General features: G+C 68.5%; 6 protein-coding genes and 1 pseudogene. 4 read left to right on the top strand and 3 right to left on the bottom strand.

Features of this window, described 5'->3' with window-relative positions:
• The first annotated feature begins 122 nt into the window (after positions 1-122).
• On the top strand, positions 123-1,619 hold the full coding sequence (locus tag ACFWWR_RS41640; RefSeq protein ID WP_384309249.1) for a non-reducing end alpha-L-arabinofuranosidase family hydrolase: 1,497 nt from the start codon (positions 123-125) through the stop codon (positions 1,617-1,619).
• A gap of 818 nt (positions 1,620-2,437) precedes the next feature.
• Here ACFWWR_RS41640 and ACFWWR_RS41635 read toward each other — a convergent pair.
• Entirely contained in the window at positions 2,438-3,160 is a 723-nt protein-coding gene (locus ACFWWR_RS41635; RefSeq protein WP_384309247.1) for a FadR/GntR family transcriptional regulator, read from the bottom strand.
• Between the two features lie 316 nt (positions 3,161-3,476).
• Positions 3,477-4,097 carry an enolase C-terminal domain-like protein gene (locus ACFWWR_RS41630; protein ID WP_384309287.1) on the bottom strand — a complete coding sequence of 207 codons (621 nt, stop codon included), beginning with the start codon at positions 4,095-4,097 and terminating at the stop codon, positions 3,477-3,479.
• 118 nt (positions 4,098-4,215) lie between these two features.
• On the opposite strand from ACFWWR_RS41630, the gene ACFWWR_RS41625 reads away from it, so the two are divergent.
• The 3 genes and pseudogenes from ACFWWR_RS41625 to ACFWWR_RS41615 all read left to right on the top strand — a co-directional run bounded on the left by ACFWWR_RS41625 (position 4,216) and on the right by ACFWWR_RS41615 (position 11,196).
• Positions 4,216-6,447, top strand: a complete 2,232-nt coding sequence (locus tag ACFWWR_RS41625) for an alpha-L-fucosidase (RefSeq protein WP_383874658.1) — start codon at positions 4,216-4,218, stop codon at positions 6,445-6,447.
• Positions 6,448-6,855: 408 nt separating this feature from the next.
• Positions 6,856-8,339: pseudogene (locus ACFWWR_RS41620) on the top strand (RICIN domain-containing protein).
• A 403-nt stretch (positions 8,340-8,742) separates the two neighbouring features.
• Positions 8,743-11,196, top strand: coding sequence for a SpoIIE family protein phosphatase (locus tag ACFWWR_RS41615; protein ID WP_384309244.1), 2,454 nt, complete (start codon positions 8,743-8,745; stop codon positions 11,194-11,196).
• Positions 11,197-11,368: 172 nt separating this feature from the next.
• Here ACFWWR_RS41615 and ACFWWR_RS41610 read toward each other — a convergent pair whose 3' ends face one another.
• A complete protein-coding gene (locus tag ACFWWR_RS41610) occupies positions 11,369-11,500 on the bottom strand; it encodes a hypothetical protein (protein ID WP_384309241.1) in 132 nt (43 codons plus the stop codon).
• Positions 11,501-13,142: the final 1,642 nt, after the last annotated feature.

The following is a 13,142-nucleotide window of genomic DNA, read 5'->3' as shown; positions in this document are numbered from 1 at the left end:
CCACTGATGCCTCCGGCACTCCACCGTGGAGTCATCCTGACCACCGCAACCAAGCGGTGCCAGATTTCGGGCGCGTCCAGCGCTGAGCCCACTCGGGCCGACGAATGAGAAAGATGGTGAACATGGGCAGTCGAACAACGGTGATCGGCACGGTCACCGCCCTGATGGCCGGTTTACTGGTCGCGATCGGAGCGTCGGCGGCGCAAGCGGCCACTGTGGACACGAACGCCTGGTACGTCATGGTCAACCGCAACAGCGGCAAGGCACTGGACGTGGCGGGCGCGAGCTCCGCGGACGGCGCCGCGATCACGCAGTGGGCCCGGCATGACGGGACCAACCAGCAGTTCCAGTTCGTGGACTCCGGTGGCGGCTACTACCAGTTGAAGGCGAGGCACTCCGGCAAGCTGCTGGACGTCTCCGGCTGGTCGACGGCCGACAACGCCGCCATCAACCAGTGGAGCGACCACGGTGGCGTGAACCAGCAGTTCCGGTTGGCGGACTCACCGGACGGATACGTCCGGTTGATCAACCGCAACAGCGGGAAGGCCGTCGAGGTACCGGGCTTCTCCTCCGCCGACGGGACCGGCATCGTCCAGTACTCGGACCTGGGCGGCGTGAACCAGCAGTGGCAGCTCGTCCGCGTCGGCACCACGGGCTCGCTGCCGTCGAGGTTCCAGTGGTCCTCCAGCGGTCCGCTGGCCGGCCCGAAGCCCGACGCCCAGCACCCCGAAGCCTGGGCGGTGAAGGACTTCTCGGTCATCCGGTACAACAACCAGTGGCAGGTCTACGCCACCACGGCCACCCCTGACGGGTGGAATCTGGTGCACTACGCGTTCGACGACTGGTCGCAGGCCGCGTCGGCGCCGCACACCTACCTGGACACCACGGCGATCGGGAAGGGCTACCGCGCCGCGCCGCAGGTGTTGTACTTCGCGCCGCAGAACCTGTGGTACCTGATCTACCAGACCCCCTGGCCCACCTACTCGACCAGCACCAACCCGGCCGACCCGCGGTCGTGGTCGGCGCCGCGCACGTTCATGTCCGAGGAGCCGGACATCGTCAAGCAGAACAAGGGCGACGGCACGTGGATCGACTTCTGGGTCATCTGCGACAGCGCCGACTGCCACCTGTTCTTCAGTGACGACAACGGCCACATCTACCGCGCCCAGACGTCGTTGGGCAACTTCCCCAACGGCTTCGGCAACACCCAGCTGATCCTGTCCGACACCAAGGAGAACCTGTTCGAGGCGACCAACGTCTACAAGGTGGCCGGCAGCGACCAGTACCTGCTGATCCAGGAGGCGGCTAACCCCGGCTGGCGGCGCTACTTCCGGTCCTTCACCTCCACCAGCCTCACCGGGCCCTGGACGCCGACCTCCGGCCTTTACGACGACCCGTTCGCGGGCCAATCCAACGTCACCTTCCCCGGCGGCGTCTGGAGCCAGGACATCAGCCACGGAGAGATGATCCGCGCGAGCAACGACCAGACACTGACCATCAACCCCTGCCGACTCCAATTCGTCTACCAGGGCGTCGACCCCAAGGCCAACGGCGACGACGGCTACATCAAGATGCCCTACCGGATGGGCCTGCTCACGCAGACCAACTCCCCCTGCTGACACCGGTATCCGGTTCAAGCCCACCGAAACGCGCCCCTTGCCCGCTGGGCAAGGGGCGTTTCGGTCTGCGCGCGCCCGAGGTCGCACGGCCGGCAGCGAGGTCCGAAAAAGTCTTGGACCGGGCGGCAACCTTTTCGGGAGCAGCGGCAACTAGCGGGCAGATCCGAGGAGGACCGAACGCTGGGTTGCCCGGTCCTGACCGCTGCGTGCTGCGCAGCGCGCTCGGGAGGCGTGGCACCGCCCTGAGCCGTGTGCCAGGCACGGCAGGCCGCGGAGTTTGCAGTTGGACATCTTGCGTTTGACCACGCGGGGGTTGCTGCGTCGTCGCCGTCTCGGCAGGAGCCGGGCCAGGATCTCGCGGACCCCGTCGAGCAGTGCGCCGGCCAATCGCTCAGGGGCTTCCAGCGACAGGCGGTTCGACTGTTGAAATCTGTTCGATCTGCGGCAGGACGCTAAGCATCGAGTGCGTCCCCGTCAACCGTCACCGCGAGTAATACATCCCATGTTCTTGGTCGGTGGCGACATGCGGCGCACCATTGTGGCGCCTCCCCGTCGGCCTCGATCACGGGGCGGTCAACCGGGTCATTCATGACGGCCCATCCGACGAGGCGGGGTCCCAGGCTCTGGGAAATGGCGGGCGGCGGCCAGGAGAAGAACAGCGAGTGCGGCCTGTGCCGCGCAGGCGAGACGCAACCGGCCGGTGGAGCCGAGGAGTCCGCTCACTGCGCAACCGGTGACGACGCCGCGGTAGTTGAAGAGGTTCAGGCGCGCCAGGCCCCCTCCGCGGCAGCGGGACCCAGCCGGGCAGCGCCCGCCCGTCACTTCCGCGCTGTCGTCCCGACAGGGAGGGGCTCGCCGGAGCGCAGGTGTTCCCTCAGCCAGTTCTCGGTGTTGGTCACATGCAGCAGTGCCGCGGCCTGGCTGAGGACGGCGTCACGGGTGGTCAGCGCGTTGAAGATCGCCTCGTGCTCGGCGAGAGTGCGGGCCGCGGCCTTGTCGTCGACCAGCCCCCGCCAGATGCGGGCGCGCAGGGTGCGGCCGGAGATGCCTTCCAGGAGGGTGAGGAGGGTCTCGTTGCCCGTGGCGGAGACGACGGCGCGGTGGAAGGCGGCATCGTGGGCGTTGAGCCGCTCGACGTCGTCGCGGGCGTCACGCATGGCTTCCAAGTGCCGCTTGACTTCGGCCAGTTGGGCGTCGGAGATCCGAGTGGCGGCAAGGGCCGTCGCGGCGGGTTCGAGAAGCCGCCGTGCCTCCATGAGGTCCAGCAGGGCGGCCGAGTCGCCCTGCAGCAGTTCCACCGCGCCGCCGAGCCCTTCCAGCAGCAGGCTCGGCTGGAGGCTGGTCACATACGTGCCGTCGCCCCGCCGGACCTCCAGGACCCGCGCGACGGCCAGCGCCTTGACCGCTTCCCGTGCGAGGTTGCGGGACAGGCCCAGCTGTGCGGCCAGGTCCGGCTCCGGGGGGAGCTTGGAGCCCGGCGCCAGGGCACCGGTCCGGATCAGCTCACGAATCTGCTCGATGGCCTTGTCCGTCAGAGACACCGCTCATCCCTCCCCCACTGTGCCCCGTGAGCACGTCCGACCTGATCATCCCCTGTGCGGAGATCGTCCCAGAGACCGCCCGGGACTTGCTGATCATGGATTTCCACGTTCCGTCCGACCTGCTCCGCAGTCCGCATGCCGAGGGTGACGTTGATGATACTGGGACGCGTGTGCGGGAAGACGATCGCGGCAGCGGGCAGAGGGGTCCCGCGCGCCGCGCAGACCTCCGCGAAGACGGCGGCGGCCAGCGGTCAGGCACGTCAGACAGGCGAGGTCCGGACGGGGCCGTCGGGGTAGGGCGTACTCCTTGAGGGGCTCAGGGTGCATCTGCGCGCTCAGCCCGGGCAGAGTCGGTGCGAGGTAGTGGCCGTCGGCGATGTGGACCGGGTCGACGAAGTGCTCGTGCAGGGGGTCGACGTACTCGATGACGCGGTCCTCGGTCGTGGCGGACACGGCGACGTAGCCGGACATCGACAGGTGCTGGACCATCTCGCACAGCCGGCTCACTCCGCATGAGGGCGGACCGCCACCCCGAACTTCGCGGCGAGCAGCAGGATGGCGATGTTCTCGTTGACGCCGCCGACCCGCGCGGAGTCGATCTGATCTGCACGGTGTCCACCGCGCCGGCCTGGAGGAGCTGCTTGAAGACGACCTGGTTGGCGATGTGCTCGCCAGTGGCGACCTTGATGGGGCTGACGCCCTTACGGACGGCGGCGTGGCCGAGTAGTCGTCGGGGCAGGTGGGCTTCTCGATCCAGTACGGGTCGTACGGCGCCAGGGCGCGCATCCAGTCGATCGCGGGCTGGACGTCCCGGTCTCTGGTTGGCGTCCACCGCGATGCGGCTCAAGGGTGGGACCTGACCATGAAGCGCCTGCCAGACATGGCATGTCTGAGTGCGCGTAATACGGGCTAAAAGTGCTCCCAGTGGAGCAAACATCTCGGCCACAGGCTGTTTTTCATCCCTGCACGCTGGTTGACATCCCATGGCGACATGGCCGACCTTCATGCGTGGCCCCTGCGTTCCCCTTGTCCCCTTCCGCATCAGGGATGTGTCCATGCCGAACTCGATCAACAGACGCCAGTTGCTGGCCTCCGCAACCTGCGTGGCCACGGCGGCCGTTGCCGGAGGTGTGCTCGGTGCCGGTGTCGCCGAGGCGGCGCCCCGCACGTACACGCCCGACTGGAACTCGGTCGACCAGCACCCGCCGGCTCCGGAGTGGTTCCAGGACGCGAAGTTCGGGATCTACTTCCACTGGGGGGCCTTCAGCGTCCCCGCCTTCGACAACGAGTGGTACCCACGCAGCATGTATCAGGCCGGCAGCAACGCGAACCGGCATCACATCGCGACCTACGGCCAGCCGTCAGCGTGGCCGTACCACAACTTCATCGACGGAGCGCGGGACCTGGCGGGCAACACCGTAGGGTTCGCCCCGAAGCTGAAGTCGGCCGGCGGGAAGTTCGACCCCGAGGAGTGGGTGCAGCTGTTCGTCGACGCCGGCGCCAGGTTCGCCGGCCCGGTCGCCGAGCACCATGACGGCTTCTCCATGTGGGACAGCCAGGTCAACGAGTGGAACTCGGTGAACAAGGGCCCTCGTCTTGACCTGCTGCGACTGTTCTCCACGGCCATCCGCGCCAAGGGCCTGAAGCTGCTGGTGGCCATGCACCACGCGTACAACTTCACCGGCTTCTACGAATTCGTCCCCGCGCAGACGAACAGCACCCTCAAGAAGTTCTACGGGCAACTGGGTCCGGCCGCGGAGAACCAACTCTGGTTCGACAAGCTCAAGGAGGTCATCGACCGCGCTCAGCCCGACATCCTGTGGCAGGACTTCAATCTGGACGCCGTCGACGAGCAACAGCGCCTGAACTTCCTGGCGTACTACTACAACCAAGCCGGCAGCTGGGGCCGCGAGGTCGTCGCCACGTACAAGGACGGCATGAACGGCAAGGGCGAGGTCTTCGACTACGAACGCGGCGGCCCGGCCGATCTCACCACCCCGTACTGGCTGACCGACGACAGCATCTCCAGCAGCAGTTGGTGCTACACCGAGGGCATCGGCTACTACACCACCCAGCAGATGCTGCACTCGTTCATCGACCGGGTCAGCAAGAACGGCAACGTGCTGCTCAACATCGCGCCGATGGCCGACGGCACCATCCCCCAGGCACAGAAGGACATCCTGCTCGCCATCGGCGACCACCTGAAGCGCTTCGGCGAGTCGGTGTACGCGACCCGCGCCTGGACCGCGTACGGCGAAGGCCCGACGAAGATGGGCGGCGGCTCGTTCACCACCCCGCACGCCGGCACCGCGCAGGACATCCGCTTCACCCGCAACAAGGCCAACAGCGTCCTGTACGCCACCGTCCTCGGCTGGCCCGGCAGCTCGCTCACGATCAAGACCCTCAGCCCGGACCGGATCAACCTCTCGTCACTGACCTCGGTGAAGCTCCTCGGTAGCACCGCCGACACCTACATCGACCTGCCCACGCCGACCCAGAACGCCTCCGGCCTCACGATCACCCTGCCGTCCTCCGCGCCGTACAACGCCAACGCCTACGTCCTGAGGCTCGACTTCTCCGGCACGATCCCCGGTCTGCGGCCGCTGGCCGGCGCCATCGCCTTCACGGACGTCAACTACACGGGCAAGGCCGCCGTCCTCACCGTCGGTGACTACACCGCGGCCGACCTGACCGCGGCCGGACCGGGCCCGCGCACCCTCTCCTCCCTCCGGCCGGCCCTCGGCTACCGGGTGATCGGCTATTCCGGAGACAACTTCACCGGCACCTCCTGGACCTTCACCGCCGAGAACCCCGACCTCAGGGTCACCGGCAACAACGACCAGATCACCTCACTGAAGGTCCAGTTCAACCCGGCGACGTACTTCCGGATCACCAACGCCACCAACGGCCTCGCCCTGGACAGCGGCGGCAACGTCGCCTCCGGCTCCGAGCTCAAGCAGTGGAGCTGGAACGGCAACAACAACCTCCAGTGGCAGGCGGAGCAGGTCGGAGGCGGCTACTACCGGCTGGTCAACCGCACCAACGGCATGGTCGCCGACGGCTGGGGCGCCACCGCCGACGGCTCCGCCGCCCGGCAGGCCGCCTGGAACGGCGGCACCAACCAGCAGTGGACCATCACCCACCGGGGCGGCGACCGCTACTCGATCGCCAACCGCACCACCGGCCTGGTCCTCGACGGCGGCGGTAACGTCGACTCGGGCTCCACCACCAAGCAGTGGACCTACGGCAGCAGCACCAACCTGCTGTGGACCTTCACCGCGCTGTAGCCGACGGAACCCGCTGACGAGGCGGCGCACGTCCGTGCACCAAGTGCGACGGCGGAGCGGTCCGGCGCGTCCGGGATGCTGAGCGTGCCCCGGCCGCGCCGCCATCGCCACCTCGGGCACACGGGACAGCGACTCCCGGTGGGCATCCGAAGACCTCGGGACGGACGCGGGGTCGGCCGCGACCGCTGAAGACGCACCCTCTCGCAGAGGACCACACCAGCAACGTCGGCCAACGGTCCGAACCTCGACACGACCGGGCCCTTCCTCGGGGCGCGTGTCCCGGGAGGCGGGCGGCCGCACACAGTGAAAGGGACATGAATGCAGAGAGATGGCATGCGTGTGTCATTCAGTGCGTCATGGTGGGGACGCGGGAGGCGTACGGCGGTTCTCACCGCGGTGATCGCCCTGATGGCAACGCTCCTGACCGGCCTGGGCGCTGTCGGGACGGCGCACGCGGCCACTGTGGACTCGAACGCGTGGTACGTGCTGGTCAACCGTGGCAGCGGCAAGGCGCTCGACGTGTCGGGCGCGAGCACCGCCGACGGGGCAGGCGTTTCGCAGTGGACCCGCCATGACGGGGCCAACCAGAGATTCCAGTTCGTGGACTCGGGCGGCGGCTACTACCGGCTGAAGGCGCAGCACTCCGGCAAGGTGCTGGACGTCTTGAACCACTCCTCCGCCGACCACGCGGACATCGTGCAGTGGAACGACGGCAATGGCACCAACCAGCAGTTCAGGCTGGCCGACTCGTCGGACGGTTACGTCCGGCTGATCAACCGCAACAGCGGCAAGGCCGTCGAGATCCAGAACGCCTCCACCACGGACGGTGCCAAGGCCGTGCAGTTCGCCGACTGGGGCGGGGCCAACCAGCAGTGGCAGCTGGTCCGCGCGACGGGAGTGCTCGCACAGGCGCACACCGCGGGGCGGGTCAAGGACGCCGGAAACACCGTGCAGTACAGCTGGCCCGGCGTGTACTTCGAGGGCCGCGTCAGTGGCACCGGCGTAGGTATCGTGCTCAACGACTCGGCCGCCGATTCGACGTCCAGGTCGACGGAACCACCGCCGCCACACTCGTCACACCCGGCGACACCACGCACTGGATCAACGGCCTGTCGGACAGCACGCACACCGTCCGGCTCGTCAAGCGCAACGACACCCCGGGCGACACCAGCGCCTTCGGAGGCTTCGTCGCCGCGCCCGGCGGGGCCGTACTCAGCAAACCGGCCGCCCGCAACCGCCAGATCGAGTTCATCGGCGACTCCCTCACGGTGGGCTACGGCAACCTCTCGACCTCACGCACCTGCACCTGGGACCAGGTCAAGCGGAACACCAACTCCGACGTGAGCTACGGCGCCCTCACCGCCCGGCAACTGAACGCCGACTACCAGATCAACGGCTACTCGGGCCTTGGCATGCTGCGCAACTACGACGGAGGCAGGTCGGACGTCACGTACCGCACCTTCTACGATCGTGCCCTGCTGAACGTGTCGGGCGACGTCTGGCAGAACCCGGGCACCTGGCGCCCCCAGGTCGTGGTGGTCAACCTCGGCACCAACGACTTCTCGACCACCCTCAAACCCGGTGAGCCATGGACGCCGGACAACTTCGCGGCCGCCTACCGCAGCGCCTACGGCGACTTCATCCAGAAGCTGCGCACGCGCTACGGGGCCGACACGACCATCGTGGCGGTGGGCGCGCACCAGTACGCCGGCCATGTCCAGGAGGTGGTCAAGACGCGCAACGACGCCGGCGACAGCCGGGTCCGCTACTGGTTCCTCGACGACTCGGGCCTGGACTTCCTCGGCTGCGACTGGCACTACTCGGCCCGCGACGACCGGCTCATCGCCGACCGGCTCACCTCGTTCGTCGCCGGTCTGCCGGCAGTCTGGTGACGGCGCCAACCGCCCGGGAGCACCACGGATCCGGCTACGGAACATCCGACTCCTGATGTGGTGCGGCTCGACCCGACGGTCGAAAATGCCGCATTCCCACCCCCAGGGGCCCGACTCTTCGGAGTCGGGCCCCTGATCCTTTCCCGTGCTGGGACGGTGCTGGGAACGCTGACCCGTCGTCCCCTGCTCACCCCTGCCGCGTGTGGCAGGAGCCACTCCGTCGGCCGTGCTGCGCCTGTCGTCGAGCCGGGCGCGCAGGCGCGGCCCCGCTCAGCCCTGCAGCTGCGGTCAGGGACGCAGCGGCCGGGGCGCCGCGGAGCAGAAGCGGACCTAGGCTGGAAGCTGCGGCTGGAACCCAGCCCTGACGGGCTCAGCTGTCCGGACGGAGGCGTAGCGCGTGGACATGGCCGGCAAGCAGGATGCCCGCACTGCCGCGCTCGTAGTGGGCCCGGACGGCCTGGTGAGCGGCTGGAGCGAGAGCGGGCGGCTGCTGCTGGGCTGGACGGCGGAGGACACCGTCGGGCGCCCCGTGACCGACCTGCTGGCCGCTCCCCCACCACCCGGCTTCCCCGAGAGCTACGGCAGCGGCCCCGACCACACGGGGCTGATCCCCCTGCGCCACCGGGACGGTTCCACGGTGGACGCTCTGGTGTCGGCTCACCCGCTGTTCGGCGCCCAGGGCCGGGCGCTGGGCCATGCGGTGACCGTCCACCGCTGGGAACGCCGCCCGGTGATCGCCGACCTGGCCTTCGAACAGTGCCCCTTCGCTCTGGGCGTCTACGACCCTGAGCTGCGGTTTCTGTGGATCAACGCCTCCTCGGGCCGGGTGATCGCGCACTCCGAGGAGCAAGTGCTCGGTAAGAAGTACCGCGAGTTGTTTCCCGAATTCGACCGCGAGCTGTTTCCCGAAAGGGACGACAAGCCCTACACCGACCAGCTCGCCGAGGTGGCGAGGACGGGCAAGCCCGCGCGTCTCATCACCGTCTTCCGCCCCCTCGGCAGTAACTACGCCAACGCCTGGGCCACCAGCATATGGCCCGTCCGGGATGCCGAGGGCAGGGTCCGCGCGGTCGCCAACTGGGGATTCGACATGAGCGCCGAGTACTGGGCCCGGCAGCGCCTGCTCATCCTCAACGAGGCCAGCGGCGGCATCGGCCGGACACTCGACGTGCTCGGCACCGCCCAGGAACTGGCCAGGACCCCCGTGCCGGGATTCGTCGACCTCGTCACCGTAGACCTCTTCGACGAGGTGCTGCGCGGAGAGGAACCGCCTCGTTCCCCCGCCTCCGCCTCCGGCGGAGCCATCACGCTCAGCCGCGCCGCCCAGCACGGCGCGCAGTACGCCACCGACCGGGCTTTTGGGCATCCGATGCCGGTCAGTCACGCCCCCGGTTCGGTCGCCATGCGCTGCATGGCCACCGGCAGGTCCACGGTTCAGCTCGCGGCCGAACCCGGCCACGGCGGCGAATGGGCCTTCGGGCCCGGGCTCGCCGCCGACCCGGCCCACTGGCCGCCGGGCAACCCGTTGATCGACGAGTCCATCGCCGCTGATGGGCTGACCGGCCGGATCACCGTGCCGCTTCGGGCCCGCGGCGCGCTGCTCGGCGTCGTCGCGTTCTCCCGCAGCGACCGGCCCGAGGCCTTCACCGCCGACGACCTGATCCTCGCCGAAGAGCTGACCGCCAAGGCAGCCGTCGCCATCGACAACGCCCGCCGGTACTCGCGTGAGCGCACGACTGCGCTGACCCTGCAGCGCAGTCTGCTGCTGCAGCAGCTGCCGAGCCAGGAGGCGCTCGAGGTGGCATCCCGCTACCTGCCGGCCGGGACCGGCGCGGAAGTGGGTGGTGACTGGTTCGACGTCATTCCGCTCTCCGGTGCCCGGGTCGCCCTGGTCGTCGGCGATGTGGTCGGTCACGGCCTGCACGCCTCGGCCAGCATGGGCCGACTGCGCACGGCGGTCCGCACGCTCGCCGACGTGGACCTGCCGCCGGACGAGTTGCTGACCCACCTGGACGACCTGGTCATCCACCTCGCCACCGACCTCCAGCCCGCCGACTACTTCCAGCCGACCGGCGAGTTCGGGGCCACCTGCCTGTACACCGTCTACGATCCGGTCTCCCGCCGCTTCACACTGGCCAGCGCGGGTCATCCGCTGCCGCTGATCATCTCCCCGGACGGCACCAGGACCCCGGCACCCGCACAGCCGGGACCACCGCTCGGCATCGGTGGGCTGCCATTCGAAGCCACCGAACTCGAGCTGCCGGAGGGCAGCCTGCTCGCCCTGTACACCGACGGACTGGTGGCAGGCCGCGAGCGCGACATCGACCAGGGGGTCACCGAACTGCTGCGCGTCCTGAACCATTCGGCCACCTCACTGGAGGGCCTCTGCGACACGGTGCTGGACGCCATGCTTCCCGAACGCCTCACCGACGACGCCGCGCTACTGCTCGCTCGCACTCACGCGCTGGATCCCCAGCATGTCGCCGACTGGGACGTCGTACCCGACCCCACGCAGGTGGCGCACGCCAGGAAGTTCACCCTCGACCAGCTGGAGGCCTGGGGCCTGGAAGAGGCGTCATTCGTCACCGAACTGGTTGTCAGCGAGCTGGTCACCAACGCCATCAGATACGGCGAGCCCCCGATCAGGCTGCGGCTGATTCGCGACACCTCCCTGATCTGCGAGGTCTCCGACGCCAGCAACACCGCACCCCACCTACGCCGGGCGCGTGCCTTCGACGAGGGCGGCCGGGGCCTGCTGCTCGTCGCCCAGCTCACCCAGGGGTGGGGTACCCGACACACCACCAACGGCAAGACGATCTGGTGCGCGCAGACCCTCACCGAGCCTGAACCGCGTTGAGATGCGAGCCCGGCGGGCCGTCGCCGCTCCCGGCAGGGCGGCGACGGACTGCGTGTCAGCGGGCCCCGCCGCCTCGGGGAGCCCGGCACCACGTCCGGCAGTGGGTCGATTTCCCCGAGGACGACTCCAGGTGGATCTCAAACGAGGTGATCTACCGGACTCTGTTACGCCATCACGCCCCGGCAGCCCCGATGGACTCGCGCACGGCACTGCGTGGGTCCCCCGAGCGGACCAGTGCCTTCCCGACCAGTACCACGTCGGCTCCCCAACCGCGGTACTCCGCGACGTCCTTCAGGCCCGTCACTCCTGATTCCACGCGACCCTGACCGTGCCTTCGGGGATGCCCGTCACGAGGTCGGCGAACACGGTGCGATCCACGTCCAGCGTTGTCAGGTCCCGCGCGAACGGTCATTGCCTGGCCCTGCCGAATCCTCTGACGCTCCGGCTGTCCCGCGGCTTGTGTGGGGCCGTCCGTCATCCGCGTCCAAGCCGTCCGCGAACGCGGGTTGTTCGCATCGATCACGGCGAGAGTATTGGCCTGCCTCGGGGCGCGGGAATTGAACTTCTCGTGTAACCGGTGAAGTGCGGTGATCCCGGACCCGGCGGCCTCTTCCGCCTGCGGGCGGCCGTCCGTGAGGAAGCATGAGCGCGAACCAGAATGGCGCCTGCCCTCTCAGGCTGCGTGAAGGCGGCGCTCCCCATTGGCAGAACACCCGCGTGTGCCTCGGGCGGCGCGCACAGGCGCCATGTCATCACAGTGGTCGGCCTTGTCTTCACCTCCGCGCCGGTCCTCTGGCGCACCGCGCCCGTCGGACCAGGACCTGGCCGCTGCCCGGACGGCCTCCTGGCACGGCGGGACGGCTGAGCCGCTCGGCCGGCAACAGGCTCTCTTCCGGGACGAGTTCAGCCCTGCTCTGTTCGCTCGACCGCCGTGAACTGCTCGTGGTGTTGCACGCCGGGGACAGTGCGCTGACCCGGCACGACGGGAGCCGATCCTGGCCGGGCACGCACGATCGGCGGCGTCGAACACAACAACCAGACATGGGATGTCAACGGGTCAGTGCAGGAGAGGGGAAGGGCGCCGAGTAGACCGTTGGAGCAGCGACGTCGGAACGAAGCGAGTAGAAAGCGCCCCTGTGCCGCCGATCCCTAGATTCTCACATCCATGGGATGTCCAGGCAGGGATCTTCTCGGGCTCCGGTCCCGGGAGAACATCGGTGGCGGGCACCGCCGGGCGCGGCTTGTAGTCCGGTCGACTGACGGCGCCACCGCGTGTGCGGGTAATCGGCGTGTGGTCGTACGGCGGACGTCACGTCGCCTGGCGCGTTCCGAGCCCGTGGGGCAGTAAGTCGCCGGGGGTCCATCGATAGGCATCGGATGTGTCACTCCAAGCACGCTGTCAGCGTGCCCGTGCCGAAGGCCATGCCCGCTGCCCACGTCTGCCTCGACGACCTGCAGCTCGACGCGCCGGCCAACGCGTCCGGCACCTACAGGCCGTTCATCCTGCTGCCCGCCTCACCTCTGAAGCAGGGATGTCGAAGCGCTTCGACTAACCATCCTCGCCGACGGGCTGTCAATGGACCCGTAGAAGAAAGAGTCTCGCGGAAGAGCCCCTTGTTTCACACGAAATTTATCCGTTAACTTGCGCCTGTAGGTGAAGCGCTTCGACAGTCGCCGCAGGGAAGGCGCCGCCATGAGTCACGCCCCCCCGCTGCTGTCCGCCTGCGGGGCCGGTGGTTCTGCCGGGCGAGCGGCCCTGGGAGAACAAGTACTGCTGTTACGAGCCCTGACGCCCCCGCAGAGCACGACTCGACTCTCCGTACCCGAGGAACCGTCTTGACTTCCTCCCCTTCGTGAACGAGGGGGATTCCTACGGCTCGCGCCGTGGGGTTTTCTGCTTCGTCGCCGACTGCCCGCCCGGAGAACTCCGTTGAGGTCTTACACCG

This window comes from Streptomyces sp. NPDC058678 (assembly GCF_042714835.1).
GTDB lineage: Bacteria > Actinomycetota > Actinomycetes > Streptomycetales > Streptomycetaceae > Streptomyces.
The sequence above is the reverse complement of the archived record's forward strand: the minus strand, read 5'-3'. Positions and strand labels throughout refer to the sequence as shown.

What these genes read in the sequence shown, in the direction of transcription:
- ACFWWR_RS41625 (WP_383874658.1), top strand. Translation starts at nt 4,216, where the DNA reads ATGCCGAACTCGATCAACAGACGCCAGTTGCTGGCCTCCGCAACCTGC.
- ACFWWR_RS41640 (WP_384309249.1), top strand. Translation starts at nt 123, where the DNA reads ATGGGCAGTCGAACAACGGTGATCGGCACGGTCACCGCCCTGATGGCC.
- ACFWWR_RS41615 (WP_384309244.1), top strand. Translation starts at nt 8,743, where the DNA reads ATGGCCGGCAAGCAGGATGCCCGCACTGCCGCGCTCGTAGTGGGCCCG.
- ACFWWR_RS41630 (WP_384309287.1), bottom strand. Translation starts at nt 4,097, where the DNA reads ATGTTTGCTCCACTGGGAGCACTTTTAGCCCGTATTACGCGCACTCAG.